Below are 17217 nucleotides of genomic sequence, written 5' to 3'. Positions count from 1 at the left end.
CGAAGCTCGTGGCGGGGAGGGGGCGGGGGTGGGGGGCCTGCAGCGTTTCCGCGGCTGTTTGCGCATGTTGCTCGGCGCAATCGCTGCGACAGTCGCCGTCATCCTCACGTTCGCTTCCGCGACGTCCGATCCTCCGAAAAAAATCGTCTCGCTCAATCTCTGCACGGATCAGCTTCTGCTCAGCCTCGCCGATCCTGATCAGATCGCCGGCCTGAGCCCCTATGCGCGTGATCCGACGCTCTCCTGGGCGGCTGCCGAGGCGGTGCGGTTTCCGGTGATGTCGGGCGGGGCCGAGGACGCGATGATGCTGAAGCCCGATCTCGTCGTCGCCGGCCGCTTCGAGCGCCGCGCGACCCGCGAGCTGCTGGCACGCCGCGGCCTGAGGGTCGCCGACTTCGACGTCGTCCGCTCGATCGACGAGGCGAAGCGGCAGATCGCCCGCATGGGCGCGATCGTCGGCCATCCGGAGCGGGCGGAGGCGCGCATCGCGGCGATCGACGCGGCGGTGGCGCGGCTGCGTGCGGTCGCGACGCGAAAAGGGCGGCGCGTGCTCGCGGTGTCGCGCCGCGGCTGGATTCCCGGCGCCGACAGTCTCACGAGCTCGCTCTTGGCCGCTGCCGGTCTCGTCAACGCCGCATCCGAGATGGGCATCGCGACCGGCGGCTTCGCGACGCTCGAGCAGATCGTCGCGGCGAAGCCGGACCTCGTGCTGGTCGCATCCGCCCTGACGATGGCGGAGGACCAGGGCCAGGCCTTCCTGCTGCACCCGGCGCTGCAGCGCCTCTACCCGCCGGAGAAGCGCATCGTCATCCCCGAGATGCTGACGGTCTGCGGCGGCCCGATGCTGGCCGAGGGGCTCGACCGCCTCGCCGACGTGCTGGCGCGGCGGCCTGACGAGGTCACGCGCGTCGCGCCCTGATCAGCTTTCGCGAGGATCGGCGGCGGGCGGCATCAGCGTCGCCCAGCCCGAGTCGGGCGCCGGCGGGAGCACCGCCCTGGTCGTCCGGTCACGCAGCATGTGCGCCTTGGCGATCATGTGGGCCGAGACCGGCGCCGTCATGAACAGGAACAGCGCGATCAGGAGCTCGTGGAACGACAACGCGTCGTGCCGCAGGTCGAACCACAGCATCGAGGCGACCAGCATCGCGCCGATGCCGAGCGTCGTCGCCTTGGTCGGCGCATGCAGACGGCGCATCAGGTCGGGCAGCGTCGCGAGACCGAGCGAGCCGACGAACAGGAACACGGTGCCGACCAGGATCAGGGCGGTGACGGCGATCTCGGACGCGGTGATCTGCGACGCGGTGATCTGCGACGGGTCCATCATGGGCTCACTCGATCACGTTGCCGCGCAGCAGATACTTGCAGAACGCCACGGTGGTGAGAAACCCGACCATGGCGAACAAGAGCGCCGCCTCGAAGTAGATCGCCGTGCCGTACCACACGCCCATCACGACGATCAGGGCGATGGCGTTCACCACCATGGTGTCGAGCGCCAGGATGCGGTCGAGAACGTCGGGGCCGACGACGAGGCGATAGAGATTGAGCAACGCCGCGACGGCGATCGCCGCGAGCGCGATCATGCAGGCGATCTCGATCATCCCGGTCATTCGAAGATCTCCTTCAGGCGGCGCTCGTAGCGGCTCTTGATCTGCCGCACCACGGCGTCCGGGTCGGCGGCGTCCAGGCAGTGCACCAGGATGCTGCGGCCGTCGGCGGAGAGGTCCGCCGAGACGGTGCCGGGCGTCATCGTGATGGTGCCGGCCAGCATCGTGATCGCCTCGGGCGTCGTCAGGTCGAGCGGCACCGAAACGAAAACGGAGCGCAACGAGGCGCCGCGGCGGAACAGGATCAGCCGCGCCACCTCGATGTTGGAGACGACGATGTCCCAGGCGACGACGCCGACATAGGCCGCGACGATGAGCGGACGCTTGATCTTCGGCCGCGCCGGCCACCAGCACGCCGTCCAGGCGGGAATCGCGAGGCCGAGCGCGACACCGAGCACGAGGTTTCCGACCGAGATGTCGTTGGCGAGCCCGACCCAGACGATCGCGACGACGACGCTGAGGATCGGGTGCGGCAGCAGGCGTTCTCTGGTGAGGAGCGTGCTCACGGCGTCACCTCCCCGGCGGCTGCGGTCGCGGCGGTCCGGGCCGGGAGCACGGCCCGACGATAGGCCGCGGTGTCGAAGAGCTGCGCCGTCGTCGCGTCGAGCTCCGTCGTGATCGGGCCGGCGAACGCGGACAGCAGCGCCGTCGCGGCGAGCAGCACCGCGCAGATCGCGACGGCGAGGCGCGGCGGCGTCACCGCGACTACGCTGCCGTGGTGCGTCTCGGGTTCGGCGTCGCCGCCGGGTCGCGCGGGGCGCGTCTTCCAGAACACGGTGCTGCCGGCGCGGGCGAAGCCGAGGATCACGAGAAGGCTGGTGGCGAGCAGCACGGTCCAGACGACGGTGGCGCCGGGCGCCGCGCCGGTCGCGTCGAGGATCAGGAGCTTGCCAAGGAAGCCGGAGAGTGGCGGCATGCCGGTGACGGCGATCGCGGCGGCAAAGAACAGGCCGGCGAGGAGCGCGGCCGACGGCAGCGGTGGGGTCGTGGAGATGCGGTCCACGGCGCGACCGCGCAGCGGGGCGAGGAGGTCGACCAGCAGGAACAGGGCGGCGCCCGCGACCGTCGAGTGGACGAGATAATAGAGCCCGGCCGCGACGCCGCCGCGATCGAACAGGCCGAGGGCGACCAGCAGCGAGCCCATCGACCAGACGACGGCGAAGCAGGCGAGCGCCGAGAGCGTGCGGCTCGCCAGCACGCCGGCGGCGCCGATCACGAGCGTCGCCAGGGCGGCCGGCAGCACGAAGGGCGCCGCGAGATCGGCGAGCGCGCCCGCCTCGACGCCGAACACCAGCACGCAGACGCGCAGGAGCGAATAGGCGCCGACCTTGGTCATGATCATGAACAGCGCCGCCACGGGTCCGGGCGCGGCCCCGTAGGCGCCGGGCAGCCACCAGTGCAGCGGCACCAGCGCGGCCTTCAGGGCGAACACCACGAGCAGCAGCAGGCCGCCGGTGCGCAGGATCGCGACGTCGCCCGGCGCCACCGTCGCCACCTTGTCGGCGAGGTCGGCCAGGTTGAGCGTGCCGGTGACGGCGTAGATGAGACCGACCGCGAACAGGAACAGGGTCGAGCCGGTGAGATTGACGGCGACATAGGAGAGGCCGGCGGTGAGACGCCGCGCGCCGCCGCCGTGCAGCATCAGGCCGTAGGAGGCGATCAGCATCACCTCGAAGAAGACGAACAGGTTGAACACGTCGCCGGTCAGGAAGGCGCCGTTCAGTCCCATCAGCTGGAACTGCAGGAGTGCGTGGAAGTGCCGCCCGCGCATGTCCCAGCCGCCGAGCGCATAGAGCGCGACCGCGAGGCCGAGGCCCGCCGTCAGCACCAGCATGGTGGCGGAGAGCCGGTCGAGCACCAGCACGATGCCGAACGGCGCCGGCCAGTGGCCGAGATAATAGGGCGCGACGGCGCCGTCGCGGGCCACCGCATAGAGGCCGAGGGCGATCGCGAGCAGGGCGGCCGTCGCCCCGATCGAGACGACGCGCTGCACGGACCTGCGGCCGCGGAAGAACAGCACGAGCGTGGCGGCGACGAGCGCCGGCAGCACGATCGGCAACGCGATCGCGGCGATCGCAGGCGAGGGCAGGGGCGGGGTCATGCCGGCGCTCCGAAGCGAGTCGGGCCGGAGCGGCCGGGGTTCCCTCTCCCCGCGCGGCGGGGAGAGGTGAGGTGATCGCGAGCGGGGCTCTTCGACGTGATCATCATCACGGCCGCTCTCCGGCGCGGTCGATGACGGGAGCGTCGTCGTCGCGACCGCCGTCGACCCGGTCGGTGCCTGTCTCCAGATAGCCGCGCAGCGCCAGCACGACGATCAGGGCCGTCATGCCGAACGAGATCACGATCGCGGTCAGCACCAGCGCCTGCGGCAGCGGATCCGAGTAGGCGGTCGCGGCCTTGTCGATGATGGGCGGCTTGTCGATCACCAGGCGGCCCATGGCGAACAGGAACAGATTCACGGCATAGGACAGGAAGACGGTGCCGATGATCACCGGGAAGCTGTGCGCCCGCAGCAACAGATAGACGCCGACCGCGGTGAGGATGCCGATCGAGGCGGCGACGAGAAACTCCATTCAGGCCTCCGTTCCGGCGAGCGGGGCCGCCGCGGCCGGCGCAGCGTCGCGCTTCGGCGCGGGTGCACCAGGCACCTTCGTGGGCGGCGCGCGCTCGGCCCGGCGCTGCACCAGCGCGATGCGGGCGAGCGACAGCACCACGGTGCCGACCACGGCGAGGAACACGCCGGTGTCGAACAGCATCGCGGTGGCGAGCTCGATCTCGCCGATCAGCGGCACGTGGAAATAGCCGTAGGAGCTGGTGAGGAACGGCCGCGCGAAGGCGAGCGCGCCGAGCCCGGTCAGCCCGGCGACCAGCACGCCGGCGCCGATCAGCGCGTGGCCGTCGAAGCGGCGGCGCGACGCCGTCCAGTCGAAGCCGGAGGCCATGTACTGCATGATCAGCGCGATGGCGACGACCAGGCCGGCGATGAACCCTCCGCCCGGCAGATTGTGCCCGCGCAAAAAAATGTAGACGCCGACCGTGAGGGCGAGCGGCAGCAGCGCGCGCGCGACGACGACCAGCACGGTCGGGTGCGCGTCGGCCGCCTGGACGCTGCGCTTCAGCGTATCGAGCCGGCGCGCGGCGGCGCCCTTCAGGGCGGTGTCGAGCAGCGCCACGATGGCGAGTGCCGCGATCGACAGCACGATGATCTCGCCGAACGTGTCGAAGCCGCGGAAGTCGACGAGAATCACGTTGACGATGTTGGTGCCGCCGCCGCCGGGCTTCGCCTGGGCGACGTGATAGTCCGAGATCGTCGTCCCGTCGCGCGTCATCACGGCGAAGGCGAGGGCAGCGGCGCCCAGCCCGGCCGCGCCCGCGATCACGCCGTCGCGGACGAGGCGCCCGCGGCCGGCCTCGCGCGGCGTGCGCTTCGGAAGGAGCTCGAGGGCGAGCAGGAGCAGGATCGTCGCCACCACCTCGACGGTGATCTGGGTCAGGGCGAGGTCGGGCGCCGAGAACTGCAGGAACGCGAGCGAGACGACGAGCCCGACCACGCTGGTGAGCACCAAAGTGAGCAGGCGGCGGCCGTGCACGGCGGGCACCGCGAGGCTCGTCGCCGCGAGCAGCACGAAGGCAACCACGGCCGGCAGCGACGCCGCGAGCACGGGCCGCGCGCCCGGCGCATGCGTGCCGCCGAGATAGCCGACCGCGCCGACCGCGAGCACCGTGACGGTGATGACGCCGAGATAGCGCGGCAGCGACTCGGTGTGCAGCCTCGCCGTCGCCTTGCGGCAGGCCAGCACGGTCGCCGCCACCACGGCGTCGAACGCCGCCTTGGCGTCGGGCCGGGCGAGGCGTTTGTGCAGGCGGCTCACCGGTCCGAGCATCGCGTAGAGCAGCACGGCGCCCGCGAAGGCAACGAGGCTCATCACCAGGGCCGGCGTGACGCCGTGCCAGAGCGCGAGATGGATGTCGGGCAGCGCCGCCGCGCCGATGGTCGCCTGACCGACGAGCGCCACGATGCCGCCGGCGACGGACTGCGGCGCGATCCCGATGGCGATCACGGGGACGATCAGCACGGCGACCGGCAGCCACATGCCGGCCGGTGGATCGTGCGGAGGATGCGACAGCGCGGCGCGGGGCCGCCCGAGAAACACGCCGATGCCGTAGCGCGCCGAGTAGGCGACCGAGAGCAGCGCCGCGATCGTCGCGGCGAGCGGCACCGGCCAGGCGAGGCCCGCGAAGGGCGTGTGCCAGGCCGCCTCCAGCATCATCTCCTTCGAGAGAAAGCCGTTGAACAGCGGCAGGCCGGCCATCGAGGCGGTCGCGACCAGCGCCAGCCCGGCCGTGATCGGCATCAGTCGCGCGAGCCCGCCGAGCTGACGGATGTCGCGCGTGCCGGTCTCGTGGTCGACGATGCCGGCGCCCATGAACAGCGCCGCCTTGAAGGTCGCGTGATTGAGGATGTGGAACACGCAAGCGAGCGCGGCGAGCGGTGTGCCGAAGCCGAGCAGCATGGTCATCAGCCCGAGATGGCTGACGGTCGAGTAGGCGAGAATCGCCTTCAGGTCGGTCTTGAACAACGCGATGAAGGCGCCGACCAGCATGGTGATCAGCCCGGTCGCGGTGACGAGATAGAACCACGCCTCGGTGCCGGCGAGCACCGGCCACAGCCGCGCCAGCAGGAAGACGCCGGCCTTCACCATCGTGGCGGAATGCAGATAAGCCGACACCGGCGTCGGCGCCGCCATGGCATGCGGCAGCCAGAAGTGGAACGGAAACTGCGCCGACTTGGTGAAGGCGCCGCCGAGCACCAAGAGCAGGATCGGCAGGTAGAGCGGCGAGCTCTTCACCGCCTCGCCGCGCAGAAGAATCTCGGAGAGTTCGTAGGAGCCGGCCGCCTTGCCGAGCAGCAGCATGCCGGCCATCAGCAGCAGGCCGCCGCCGCCGGTGACGACCAGCGCCATGCGGGCGCCCTGGCGGCCCTCCGGCGTCCGATGCCACCAGCCGATCAGCAGGAACGAGGAGAGGCTGGTCAGCTCCCAGAACACGACCAGCAGCAGCACGTTGTCGCTGATCACGATGCCGACCATCGCGCCCTGGAACAGCAGCAGATAGGCGAGGAAGCGGCCGACCGGCTCGTCGCGCCCCAGATAGGCGCGGGCATAGACGATGATCAGCAGGCCGATGCCGAGGATCAGGGCGGCGAAGAACAGGCCGAGCCCGTCCAGGAAGAAGCGGAACGACAGGCCGAGGCGCGGCACCCAGGCGGTGCCGGCCTGCACGATGTCGCCGTCGATCACGGCGGGGGCCGCGGTCGCCAGCACGGCGAGCGCGGCGAGCGTCACGCCGGCGGCCACGGCCGTGCAGGCGTCGCGGCCGGCCCGGGCGACGAGCGGCGGCAGAACGGCACCGAGCAGCGGAAGCAGCGTGATCAGCGCCAGCCGCATCACGTCCCCGCGCGACACGGGTTCGGATGCGGCCGCGCGGCCGTGGGACGCCACGAGCGGGTCGCGAGTCGAGCGATCGCGAGTCTCATGGCCGACATCTCGATGATCCTCCGGAGCACGCCTTCGGGGTATATGAACCATCCGAAGGTGAATCGCTGTGACATGATGTCCGTAGAAACGCGCAGCGGTCGCAGCCGAGCCGTGTGTCGCCGCGGGTCGCCGTTCCGCCCCGTCGCCGCCGGTGCCCCCCGATCCCGGTTCCAGGCCGGGGCTCCGCACGGCGCCGGACGGGTCCGGCATCCCGGGCGCGCCGTCCGATCTGCGCCGTCCGATCTGCGACGTCCGATCTGCGACGTCGACCCGCGGCGTCTGGCAGGCGACGGCGCCCTGCGACCCGCGGGCCGCCGCGACCCCGGTGATTCGGCGTAACCGCCAGCGCCCGCGGGACAATCGCGCCGCCTCCGCCGGGCGTCGCGAGCGGCTACTCCAAACGTGTTAAGAGGCCCTTTCGCGATTGCGGCAAGAATTTGGAATTCGTGGCGAATCCGTGGCGACTCCGGCGCGGGGGCCGCCGACCGATCGCTCGACGCGCCGTGCGAATCCCCTGAAAAACCCACACCCCACAGCCGTTTACCGGCTGTTAACCATGTTCCCCTCAGGCTCGATCCAGGCAGCCGAGGAGAACCCCATGAACGTCATTACCTTTGCGTCTCGCAAGGGCGGCGCAGGGAAGAGCACGCTCACCGCGCACCTCGCGGCCACGGCGCACCTCGCCGGGCATCGCTGCCTGCTCATCGACGCCGACCCGCAGGGCTCGCTGACGCTCTGGCAGTCGCTGCGGCCGGACGGCAAGCCGGTCGTCAAGAGCGCGGCCCGCGGGGTCGACGGCCTCCTGGCCGTCGCCATGATGGAGGGCTACGACTTCGTCTTCATCGACACCCCGCCGACCATGTGGGTGGTGGTGTCCGAGGCGATCCGCGCCTCGACCCTGGTGGTGATCCCGGCCCGGCCCGGGCTGTTCGATCTCCATGCGGTGCGCGAGACCGTGAAGACCGCGCAGGACCGCAACAAGCCTTATGCCGTGGTGATGAACGCCGCGCCGGCGCGCCGCGACGACAAGGAGTCGCCGGTCGTCGCCTATGCCCGCAACCACCTCGACAAGCTCGGCATTCCGGTGTGGTCCGGACAGATCACCCAGCGCGCCGGCTTCGCCCTGTCGCTCGCCGCCGGCGCCTCGGCCCCGGAGGTCGATCCGACCTCGGCGGCGGCCGCCGAGATCGTCGGCCTGTGGACGGCGATCTCCCGCTCGGTCGATGCCGTCAACCTCGCCCACGCCCGCGCGACCGAGCGCGGCGCCGATCCGCGCGGTCCCGACCCGCGTGTCTTGGCTCCGGTCGCCAGCCGCGCCGCCTGAGCGCCGCCGGTCGGCCGATCGAAAGAGCGCCCGTCCCGGGCGACCATCGCGCAAACCCGGACGGCACCTCGTCCGGCTTGCAAAAAAAACCGTCTCCGCCTAGGTTCCGCGCGCTCGCCGGTGCCGCACCGCGAACGGCCGTGCAGCTGTAGCTCAGTTGGTTAGAGCGCCTGACTGTGGATCAGGAGGTCGGTGGTTCGAGTCCACCCAGCTGTACCACCTCCTCGCCACATGCAGACCTTGACAGCGAGCGCGTCGGTCCGCGTGGCGTCGCGAACGTGGCGCTCTCCTCTCCGCGCACGACCACGGTTCGCCGCGCGGCGCCGCCCGCGAGAGGGCCGGGCGCGCTCGAACGGGTGCGCCCGATCCGGCACGCCATCGCGCCGCCGAGCGGTTCCTGCCCACGGCCGTCCCCGACGGGAGACCGGCGCAGAATCGAACGCGATCCGCCCGGGGCGGATTTCGATCTGAAGCGGATTCTTGAAGGCTTACGTGGTGCCCAGGGGCGGAATCGAACCACCGACACCGTGATTTTCAGTCACGTGCTCTACCAACTGAGCTACCTGGGCGTGCCCGCGAGAAGCACGATGCCGGGGCAGGGCCCCGGGGCATCGGCGAGCGGGGGCGGTTATAGAGGCTCACCGGGCGGATGGCAAGCCGACCGCGACGGGATTGCGACAGCGGTTTTCGCAGCCTCGGCGGCAATCTCCGCGACGGCGTGCGACGTCGACGTCCAGGCCCGTCGATGTCCCGTGCCGGCGATCGCGCCTCGGCACGACGCGGCGTCGGCCGCTCGGGCCGGCCGGGCGGCCCGCGCCGAAACCCCTCGTTCCATGTCCCGCCACCCGCCGCCGTCAGGCTCCGCTTCGCCGGCCGTATCCGCCCCGGCGTCGGCCCGCACGGCCGTGGTCGGCGGCCTCTCGGTCGGCGCCTTCAGGATCGTCAGGGCGCGCGGCACGACGCCGTAATGCAGCGGCACCGCGGCGCGGACGAGTTCGCCGTCGGTCGCCGTCCAGGCGCGGCGGCGGACATGCGCGATCGTCACCTCGCGGGCCGTGACGCTGCGGATGCCGGGATTGTCGCGCCAACCGCCGGTGAGCAGGTCGGCGCCGGCGCGCGCGAGGCCGAGCGTGCTGGCGTCCTCGGCGATGTGGACCTCGAGAAGCCCCTCGTCGAGCCGCGGGCGGCGCCAGTCGGGACCGAAGCGGTTGTTGGTGACCAGCACGGCGTGGGCGTCGACGATCTCGCGGTGGCCGTCGAGCGCCACCTCGAAGCGGAACCGGCCGCTGCGGCGCAGCGCCTTGAGGGCCGCCCATGCGACTCCGAGGAAGCGCCCGAGCGAGTGGCCGCGGGCTTCCTCGCGGGCGCGTGCCATCTGGCTGAAGAAGCCGATGCCGGAGAGCGAGTGGAACGGCCTTCCGTCGAGCGTCGCGAGGTCGATGTCGGCGGGTGTCGCCGACGTCAGCGCCGCCACGGCGGCGTCGATGCCGGCCGGCATGCCGAGATCGCGGGCGAGCAGGTTCATGGTGCCGAAGGGCAGCACGCCCAGAACCTTGCCGGTGCCGGCCAGCGCCCGGGCGGCGAGGTTGACGCTGCCGTCACCGCCGCCGACCACCAGGGCGTCGTGCGACGTGCGGGCGGCCTCGGCGATGGCGGCCGGCATCCCCTTGGGGGCGACCAGATGGACGTCGACCTCGCGCCCGCCCTCCCCGAGCGCGGCGAGCGCCGCCGTCACGGTCTCGGCGCCGCAGTCGACGACGGTGCCGGCACGGGCGTTGAGCAGGACGAGAATGCGGCGCATGACGGTTCCGGTGACGATGGTGTCTCGGCCCGGCGCACCGGCGCGACGCAGGCGCGGGCGGCAGAGCCCATCCGAGCCTCAACGCGGTACCGCGGCCCTGGTTCGCGTCGGTGCAGCCGCCGGCCGCGCGGCGGTCGGCCGCAGCCCGGACCCGCGGCGGCCGGGCTCGCGTGCCGGACGTTGCGCCGTTATCAGGGGCGGCAGACGAGGAGAATCGATGAGCCCGGTGGACGCGAGCGTGTACAAGATCTGCCCGGCGGCGCTGTGGCGCGAGGCCGAGGCGTGCGGCGTGTTCAAGGGGGCGCCGGTCGATCTCGCCGACGGCTTCATCCATTTCTCGACCGCGGCCCAGCTCGCCGAGACGGCCCGCAAGCATTTTTCGGGGCAGCACGACCTGGTGCTGGTCGCGGTCGCCACCGCGGCGCTCGGCCAGGCGCTGCGCTTCGAGCCGTCGCGCGGCGGCGATCTCTTCCCGCACCTCTACGGACCGCTGCCGCTCGGTGCCGTGACGGCCGTGGTGCCGCTCGACACCGGTCCGGACGGTGGCGTCCGTATCCCGGCGCTCGGCTGACGGCCGCCGCCCCGCGAGGGGTCGCGACGAGGAGCGCGGCGGTTCTCCTGAACCTCCCGCCGACGCGCCGCGACGAAGACCCGGGACGGCCTTGTCACGTCTCGCCGGCGACACGCCCGGTCACGCGGCCCGCGCCGCATTCGTTCCGTGGGGAAGATTCCATGCCCGACATCGTCCGCCGGCGCCTCGTCGCCGGCCTCGCCGCCACGGCCGCGGCGCCCGTGACGGCCGGTCCGGCCGCGGCCCAGAGCGCGACCGAGATTCGCACGCCCGATCTTCGCACGCTGCACGCCCAGGCGAAGCTCCCGGAGACGTCCATGACCACGCTGTTCAAGATCGTCACCGTCAAGGACGAGATCGTCATCGGTCTCTCCGACGCCGAGCTCGATGCGCTGGGCGGCCGCGATGCCGGCACGGTGGCGCGGGCGCTGAAGGCCCGCGGTGAGCTCACCGCCTGGCAATACGCGGTGCGCAAGGCGGCGACCGGGGAACTGGAGCAGGCGCCGCGTCAAAAGGTCGGGCTGCTCGCCCACGAATCGCTGCGCGTCGAGCCCTATCCGACGCCGCTCGCGGTGCGCGCGCACGAGTGACACGCGTCGGCGCGTCGTCTCGGCGGGGCCGGATTGCGTGTCCCGGGAGGGTCGTCGGGCGAGCAAATCACGCTATGATGCTCGTTCCGCCGCCGCGGCCGGACACGGCGGCGCGCGTTTCGACGAGGACATCATGGACGCGACCGTGCAGCAGAACGCCGACTTCTCCGAGGAGGAGCGCGACGCCGTCTATCGCTGCATCGCGACGCGGCGCGACGTGCGCGGCCAGTTCCTGCCCGACCCGATTCCCGACGAGGTTCTGGCACGCCTGCTCGACGCCGCCCATCACGCGCCGTCGGTCGGCTTCATGCAGCCGTGGGACTTCATCGTGGTCCGCGATCCCGCCGTGAAGCAGAAGGTCCACGCCGCCTTCGCGACCGCGCACGACGAGGCGGCCGACATGTTCGACGGCGGCCGCGCCGCGACCTATCGCAAGCTCAAGCTGGAAGGGATTCTCGAGGCGCCGGTCGGTCTGTGCATCACCTGCGACCGCGAGCGCACCGGCCCGGTCGTGATCGGCCGCACCCATCAGCCCGAGATGGACCTCTACAGCGCCGTGTGTGCCGTGCAGACCCTGTGGCTCGCGGCACGGGCCGAGAATCTCGGGCTCGGCTGGGTGTCGATCGTGCGCTACGACGATCTGCGCAACGCGCTCGGCATCCCGCCGCGCATCCAGCCTGTGGCCTATCTCTGCATCGGCAAGGTCTCGCATTTCTACGCGAAGCCCGAGCTGGAGACCGCCGGCTGGCTGCCTCGCCTGCCGCTGCGCGACCTCGTCTGGTTCGACGGCTGGCACCAGCGCCGTGGCGACGAGAGTTTGCTCGACGCGCTGGGGTAAGCCGGCCCGCGGCGCTCGCCGGCGCACGGGCTCGTCCGTCGCGGCAGCCTGGGCACAGATTCCCCGACGCACGGGTCGGCCGCATGGTGACGGTGGTACGGGCCTCCTCCGACGCCGCGGCGCGGCTCCCTCTCCCCGGCGGGGAGAGAGGGCTGAGGTGAGGGGGTGCCGACGCCGGTTGGATCATCGAGAAGGCAGTCCCCCCTCACCCGGAGCTCGCGCCGTCGCGCGAGCCCCGACCTCTCCCCGCTGGGGAGAGGTGAAGCGAGGCGCAGGTCGCGAGAACGACGATCGCATCAGCTGATAACGAAACAGGGCGGCCCGTGGGCCGCCCTGTCGCATGCTCGGGGTCGGTGAACCGACGCAGCGGTGGCGATTACTCGCCGGCCTCGCGCGGCTGCTCGTCCTTGTGGCCCTCGGCCTTCTGCTTGGCCTCGAGATCCTCGCCGGTCTCCTGGTCGACCACCCGCATGGACAGGCGGACCTTGCCGCGCTCGTCGAAGCCCAAGAGCTTCACCTTCACCTTGTCGCCTTCCTTGACGACCTCGGTGACCTTCTGGACGCGCCGCGAGGCGAGCTGGCTGATGTGGACGAGGCCGTCCTTGGAGCCGAAGAAGTTCACGAAGGCGCCGAAGTCCATCACCTTGACGACCGTGCCCTCGTAGATCTGGCCGACCTCGGGCTCCGAGGCGATCGACTTGATCCAGTTGATCGCGGCGCGGATCGATTCGCCGTTGGCCGAGGCGACCTTGACGGTGCCGTCGTCCTGGATGTCGATCTTGGCGCCGGTCTTCTCGACGATCTCGCGGATCACCTTGCCGCCCGAGCCGATCACCTCGCGGATCTTGTCGACGGGAATCGAGAACATCTCGATGCGCGGCGCGTGCTCGCCGAGCTGGGCGCGGGCCGAGGTGAGCGCCTTCGACATCTCGCCGAGGATGTGCAGCCGGCCGTCCTTCGCCTGAGCGAGGGCGATCCGCATGATCTCCTCGGTGATGCCGGCGATCTTGATGTCCATCTGCAGCGAGGTGACGCCCTTCTCGGTGCCGGCCACCTTGAAGTCCATGTCGCCGAGATGGTCCTCGTCGCCGAGGATGTCGGTGAGCACCGCGAAGCGCTCGCCCTCGAGGATCAGGCCCATGGCGATGCCGGCGGTCGGCGCGCGCAGCGGCACGCCGGCGTCCATCAACGCGAGCGAGGTGCCGCACACGGTCGCCATCGAGGACGAGCCGTTCGACTCGGTGATCTCCGAGACGACCCGGATCGTGTAGGGGAACTCGTGCTTGAGCGGCAGCATCGGCCGGATGGCGCGCCAGGCGAGCTTGCCGTGGCCGATCTCGCGCCGGCCGGGCGAGCCGATGCGGCCCGTCTCGCCCACCGAGAAGGGCGGGAAGTTGTAGTGCAGCATGAAGGTTTCCTTGTAGGTTCCCTCCAGCGCATCGATGAACTGCTCGTCCTCACCGGTGCCGAGCGTCGCGACGACGAGCGCCTGCGTCTCGCCGCGAGTGAACAGCGCCGAGCCGTGGGTGCGCGGCAGCACGCCGACCTCGGCCTCGATCGGACGCACCGTCTTCACGTCGCGGCCGTCGATGCGGCGGCCGGTGTCGAGGATGTTCCAGCGGACGATCTTGGCCTCGAGCGCCTTGAACACGCCCTTGACGCGCAGCTCGTCGTAGCGCGGCGTCTCGCCCTCGGGGAAGAAGTGTGCCTTCACCTTGGCCTTGGCGGCGTCCACGGCCTTGTAGCGCTCCTGCTTCTGCGGGATCGCGTAAGCCGCGCGGAGATCCTGCTCGACGATCGCCAGCATCTCCTTCTCGATCTCGGAGTTGTCCTCCGTGACCAGGTCGCGCGGTTCCTTGGCGGCCTTCTCGGCGAGCCGGATGATCGCCTCGATGACCGGCTGGAAGTGCCGGTGGCCGAACATCACGGCGCCGAGCATCACCTCCTCGGGGAGCTCCTTGGCCTCGGACTCGACCATCAGCACGGCGTCCTGAGTGCCGGCCACGACGAGGTCGAGCTGGCTCTCGGTCATCTCGTCGAGCTGCGGATTGAGGACGAACTCGCCGTTGATGAAGCTGACGCGGGCGGCGCCGATCGGGCCCATGAAGGGGATGCCCGAGATGGTCAGCGCGGCCGAGGCCGCCACCATCGCGACGATGTCGGGATCGTTCTCCAGGTCGTGCGACATCGTCGTCACGATCACCTGGGTGTCGTTGCGCCAGCCGTCGGCGAACAGCGGCCGGATCGGACGATCGATCAGCCGCGAGGTGAGCGTCTCCTTCTCGGTCGGCCGGCCCTCGCGCTTGAAGAAGCCGCCAGGGATGCGGCCCGCCGCGTAGGTCTTCTCCTGGTAGTTCACGGTCAGCGGCATGAAGTCGATGCCGGGGCGCGGCGTCTTCTCGGCCACCACGGTGGCCAGCACCGTGGTCTCGCCGTAAGTGGCGAGGACGGCGCCGTCCGCCTGACGGGCGATCCGGCCGGTCTCCAGCACGAGCTTGCGGCCGGCCCAGTCGATCTCCACGCTATGCTTGTCGAACATCTTGGTCTTCTCTCATGGTTTGGGGGATGCCTCGGACAGCCATGAGCAAGACGGCGAGAGGCTGCCGCGCGCGCCCGAAGGCGCGACCCGCGACAGCGTCCGGCGATCCTGCCATGGCGATCTCCAGCGTTCGCCGGGCGGCCTCGCCCGGCTCGGTCGGCGGCGACGGGCCGCCGCATTCGGCACGGCGTCTCGGACCTGTCGGGGGGCCGAACCGGCTCGCTTCCGAACCAGTGGTCCCGGACCGTTCGGTCCCGCCGCCGGAGCGCCACTCCGACCGAATTCGCTGCGCTCCGGACCTTTCGGTCGCCTTCCGCCCGCCATGTCCCGCGTGCCGGGACCGGGGCGGTGTCGGCGCGGCGGCCAGCGCCGCACCGTGTCGTCGGGCGGGCACGGCCCGCCGGCGGACTCGTCCCGGATCGGCGGCTCTCGTCCGCCGGCGGGATCGGCCCGCGAGAAAACCCGCTCAGCGACGGATGCCGAGCTTCTCGATGATCGCCTTGTAGCGGCTCTCTTCGGTCCGCTTGAGATAGTCGAGGAGCTGGCGGCGCTGCGACACGAGCTTCAGGAGGCCACGCCGGGAGTGGTTGTCCTTGGTGTGGGTCTTGAAGTGCTCGGTCAGGTTGGCGATGCGCTCGGAGAGGATCGCGATCTGGACCTCGGGCGAGCCGGTGTCGCCGGCCTTGATTCCGTGGGCGGTGATCAGTTCGGCCTTGCGGGCGGTCGTGATCGACATCGGGTCAAACACCTTGCTTTCGGCCGGCTCTGCCATGCAGGCCGGCGAGGTTGAACACGCGCTTGGGGACGATCTCGCCACGGTCCATGTCGGCGAGGGCCAGGAGCTGGCCCGAGACGGTCACGGACACGATGCCGTGGACGATGGGGGCGTCCCGCCCGCGCACCAGAACGGCCTGGCCCCTTTGGAGCCTGGCCGCGTCCGCCCGACTGACGGCCAGCGCCGGGATGTCGTCCAGCGCGGTCGAGACAGGCAGAAGGGTGTCGGCGAGGCTTCCCTCGCCAACCGCGGCTCTATCGCACACCGCCTGCAGTTCCGCCAGAGGAATCATGTCCTCGCGGGCGAACGGGCCGACGGCGGTGCGGCGCAGCGCCGAGACGTGGCCGCGGCAGCCGAGCAGGCGGCCCATGTCGCGGGCGATCGCTCGCACATAGGTGCCCTTGCCGCACTCGGCCGCGAACACGGCATGGTCGGTGTCCGGCGTATCGATCAGCTCCAGCGTGTGGATCTCGACCGGCCGCGCCTTGAGCTCGACGGTCTCGCCGTCGCGGGCGATGTCGTAGGCGCGCTCGCCCTCGATCTTGATCGCCGAGTAGCGCGGCGGCACCTGCTCGATCGTGCCGGTGAACCGCGGCAGCACGGCCCGGATCGCCTCGACGGTCGGGCGGTCGGCGCTCTCGGCCACCACCCGGCCCTCGGCGTCGTCGGTGTCGCGCTCCTCGCCCCAGCGCACCGTGAACTCGTAGCGCTTGCGGCCGTCCATCACGAACATGACCGTCTTGGTCGCCTCGCCGAGCGCGATCGGCAGGCAGCCCGAGGCGAGCGGGTCGAGCGTGCCGGCGTGGCCGGCGCGCTTGGCCGAGAACAGCCGCTTGGCGATCGACACGGCATGCGTCGAGGTCATGCCGACCGGCTTGTCGAGGACGAGCCAGCCGTGGACGTCGCGCTTGTCGCGCTTCTTCTGCGGCCCGCGCTCGCGGCGCGGCCGCTCCTCGCCCTGCGGGGCGGCATGACCCTGCGGCGCGGCGTCGGTCCGGCCGGCGTCGGAGACCGGGCGGGCGTCGGGCGCGAGGGCGGCCGCCCCTGCGGGCGGGATGTCGTCTTCGGCGATGTCGGGCGTCATTCGTCGTCGCTCTTGTTGTCCTGGTCGGCGCCGTCCAGATCGCGCTTCACGGCAGGCGAGCGCAGCAGGCCGTCGATGCGGGCGGCCTCGGCGAAGCGGTCGTCGATGCGGAAGCGGATGTCCGGCGCGAATTTGAGGTTCACCCGGTGGGCGATCTCGCCGCGCAGGTATTTCCTGTTGCGCTCCAGCGCCTCGAGCACCGGCTTCTCGTCGCTGCCGCCGAGCGGCATGACGTAGATGGTGGCGAGGCGCAGGTCGGGCGACATGCGCACCTCGGGCACGGTGATCAGATGCGTCTCGAGCACCGGGTCGTGCACGTCGCCGCGCTGGAGAATCTCGGCGACGGCGTGCCGAATCAGCTCGCCGGCGCGCAACGCGCGCTGCGACGGGCCGGCGCCCTGGTCACGGGTGTGATGATGCTTGGCCATGGTCTTCTTGCCGGTGGCGCGGGAATCGAACCTGCGCCGGCTGTGCGTCGCGGCGCCCCCGGTCTCCGTCCGTCCCATACCGGAGGAGGGGAGGCGAGGGTGTCGTCCACGACGCTGCGATACGGA

Annotated in this window: 16 protein-coding genes and 2 tRNA genes; 6 read left to right on the top strand and 12 right to left on the bottom strand. The window is 71.2% G+C overall.

Annotated elements, in window-relative coordinates; all coding sequences use genetic code 11:
- Positions 1-64 precede the first annotated feature (64 nt).
- Positions 65-919, top strand: a complete 855-nt coding sequence (locus ACFSOX_RS17765) for an ABC transporter substrate-binding protein (RefSeq protein WP_378479150.1) — start codon at positions 65-67, stop codon at positions 917-919.
- On the opposite strand, the gene ACFSOX_RS17760 is transcribed toward ACFSOX_RS17765, so the two are convergent.
- From ACFSOX_RS17760 to ACFSOX_RS17735, 6 genes are all read right to left on the bottom strand, one after another.
- Positions 920-1324, bottom strand: coding sequence for a Na+/H+ antiporter subunit G (locus ACFSOX_RS17760; RefSeq protein WP_378479149.1), 405 nt, complete (start codon positions 1322-1324; stop codon positions 920-922).
- Between the two features lie 4 nt (positions 1325-1328).
- Positions 1329-1598 (bottom strand): K+/H+ antiporter subunit F, encoded by a 270-nt coding sequence (locus ACFSOX_RS17755; RefSeq protein WP_378479174.1) that lies wholly within the window; start codon positions 1596-1598, stop codon positions 1329-1331.
- A 5-nt stretch (positions 1599-1603) separates the two neighbouring features.
- Positions 1604-2110 carry a Na+/H+ antiporter subunit E gene (locus tag ACFSOX_RS17750; protein WP_378479148.1) on the bottom strand — a complete coding sequence of 169 codons (507 nt, stop codon included), beginning with the start codon at positions 2108-2110 and terminating at the stop codon, positions 1604-1606.
- A complete protein-coding gene (locus ACFSOX_RS17745) occupies positions 2107-3705 on the bottom strand; it encodes a monovalent cation/H+ antiporter subunit D (RefSeq protein WP_378479147.1) in 1599 nt (532 codons plus the stop codon). The genes ACFSOX_RS17750 and ACFSOX_RS17745 overlap by 4 nt, the downstream gene beginning before the upstream one ends.
- A gap of 106 nt (positions 3706-3811) precedes the next feature.
- Positions 3812-4177: a Na+/H+ antiporter subunit C gene (locus ACFSOX_RS17740; protein WP_378479146.1), complete on the bottom strand. Its 366-nt coding sequence runs from the start codon at positions 4175-4177 to the stop codon at positions 3812-3814.
- On the bottom strand, positions 4178-7051 hold the full coding sequence (locus tag ACFSOX_RS17735; protein ID WP_465270126.1) for a monovalent cation/H+ antiporter subunit A: 2874 nt from the start codon (positions 7049-7051) through the stop codon (positions 4178-4180).
- Between the two features lie 688 nt (positions 7052-7739).
- Here ACFSOX_RS17735 and ACFSOX_RS17730 point away from each other — a divergent pair.
- Positions 7740-8465 carry an AAA family ATPase gene (locus tag ACFSOX_RS17730; RefSeq protein ID WP_378479144.1) on the top strand — a complete coding sequence of 242 codons (726 nt, stop codon included), beginning with the start codon at positions 7740-7742 and terminating at the stop codon, positions 8463-8465.
- A gap of 142 nt (positions 8466-8607) precedes the next feature.
- Positions 8608-8684: transfer RNA gene (locus ACFSOX_RS17725), tRNA-His, on the top strand.
- A 274-nt stretch (positions 8685-8958) separates the two neighbouring features.
- On the opposite strand, the gene ACFSOX_RS17720 is transcribed toward ACFSOX_RS17725, so the two are convergent.
- Together ACFSOX_RS17720 and ACFSOX_RS17715 are read right to left on the bottom strand one after the other, a co-directional pair.
- A tRNA-Phe gene (locus ACFSOX_RS17720) sits at positions 8959-9034 on the bottom strand.
- 59 nt (positions 9035-9093) lie between these two features.
- Complete coding sequence (locus ACFSOX_RS17715; RefSeq protein WP_378479143.1) at positions 9094-10266, bottom strand: diacylglycerol/lipid kinase family protein; 1173 nt, start codon at positions 10264-10266, stop codon at positions 9094-9096.
- A gap of 217 nt (positions 10267-10483) precedes the next feature.
- On the opposite strand from ACFSOX_RS17715, the gene ACFSOX_RS17710 reads away from it, so the two are divergent.
- The 3 genes from ACFSOX_RS17710 (at position 10484) to bluB (ending at position 12265) form a co-directional block, all read left to right on the top strand.
- Positions 10484-10837, top strand: a complete 354-nt coding sequence (locus tag ACFSOX_RS17710) for a DUF952 domain-containing protein (protein WP_378479142.1) — start codon at positions 10484-10486, stop codon at positions 10835-10837.
- A 161-nt stretch (positions 10838-10998) separates the two neighbouring features.
- A complete protein-coding gene (locus ACFSOX_RS17705; protein ID WP_378479141.1) occupies positions 10999-11427 on the top strand; it encodes a hypothetical protein in 429 nt (142 codons plus the stop codon).
- Between the two features lie 133 nt (positions 11428-11560).
- Entirely contained in the window at positions 11561-12265 is a 705-nt protein-coding gene (bluB, locus tag ACFSOX_RS17700; RefSeq protein ID WP_378479140.1) for a 5,6-dimethylbenzimidazole synthase, read from the top strand.
- A gap of 376 nt (positions 12266-12641) precedes the next feature.
- Here the strand turns inward: bluB and pnp are convergent, their stop codons facing one another.
- The 4 genes from pnp to rbfA all read right to left on the bottom strand — a co-directional run bounded on the left by pnp (position 12642) and on the right by rbfA (position 17091).
- On the bottom strand, positions 12642-14804 hold the full coding sequence (gene pnp / locus ACFSOX_RS17695) for a polyribonucleotide nucleotidyltransferase (protein ID WP_378479139.1): 2163 nt from the start codon (positions 14802-14804) through the stop codon (positions 12642-12644).
- 466 nt (positions 14805-15270) lie between these two features.
- On the bottom strand, positions 15271-15540 hold the full coding sequence (rpsO, locus tag ACFSOX_RS17690) for a 30S ribosomal protein S15 (RefSeq protein WP_378479138.1): 270 nt from the start codon (positions 15538-15540) through the stop codon (positions 15271-15273).
- A 4-nt stretch (positions 15541-15544) separates the two neighbouring features.
- Entirely contained in the window at positions 15545-16663 is a 1119-nt protein-coding gene (gene truB / locus ACFSOX_RS17685; RefSeq protein ID WP_378479137.1) for a tRNA pseudouridine(55) synthase TruB, read from the bottom strand.
- Positions 16660-17091 carry a 30S ribosome-binding factor RbfA gene (rbfA, locus tag ACFSOX_RS17680; protein WP_378479136.1) on the bottom strand — a complete coding sequence of 144 codons (432 nt, stop codon included), beginning with the start codon at positions 17089-17091 and terminating at the stop codon, positions 16660-16662. Before rbfA ends, truB begins: the two co-directional genes overlap by 4 nt.
- Between the last annotated feature and the right edge of the window lie 126 nt (positions 17092-17217).

Source organism: Rhodoplanes azumiensis (genome assembly GCF_042682915.1).
In the GTDB taxonomy this organism is placed as follows: Bacteria; Pseudomonadota; Alphaproteobacteria; order Rhizobiales; family Xanthobacteraceae; genus Rhodoplanes; species Rhodoplanes azumiensis.
Note: the sequence above shows the minus strand (reverse complement) of the source record. Positions and strands in the feature narration are given on the sequence as shown.